The sequence below is a fragment of the Geobacillus sp. WSUCF1 genome, assembly GCF_000422025.1.
Lineage (GTDB): Bacteria > Bacillota > Bacilli > Bacillales > Anoxybacillaceae > Geobacillus > Geobacillus zalihae.
Genome location: NZ_ATCO01000108.1, coordinates 1 through 506, shown reverse-complemented (window position 1 = coordinate 506; position 506 = coordinate 1). Strand labels below are relative to the sequence as shown.

At 62.8% G+C, this 506-nt stretch carries 1 protein-coding gene; it reads left to right on the top strand.

Annotated elements, in window-relative coordinates; all coding sequences use genetic code 11:
- A partial coding sequence (locus I656_RS0115960) for a UPF0236 family transposase-like protein (RefSeq protein WP_033005985.1) occupies positions 1 to 506 on the top strand: 506 nt, incomplete at both ends.

The window sequence follows — 506 nt, the reverse complement described above, 5'->3', positions numbered from 1 at the left end:
TTGATCATCAACGGCGACGCGGCGTCGTGGATCACGGCCTGCCGGGAGTATTTTGGGAAGCGGGCGTGCTTTCAGCTGGATCGATTTCATGTGGCGCGGGAGCTGCGTCAGTGTCTGTCCGGCCATCCGCGTTGGCGGGAGGTGCGGAAGAAGCTGGCGAAACAAGACGAAGAGGGGCTTCTCGTGGAGCTGAACAGCGCGGTCGGCACGTTGGAGGACGAAGCGAAAGAGAAGCAGATGGCTGCCATGATCCGCCGGATCGAGTCGATGCCGGGATGCATCCGGGACTATCGGGAGTGGCTGTCGGAGCAAGGGGTGGAGACGACCGGCATGCGTCCGATGGGCCACGCCGAGAGCGTGATGAGCCGGTTTGCGCATCGGGTGAAATCCCGCCGCAGCTGGAAAGACCAAGGGCTTCGGGCGTTTCTGAGGGCGATGGCGGCCCGAATCGACGGGATTTGGCGGAGAAATGGGCAGTTGGTGGAGGAAGAAGAGACCCGAACGGC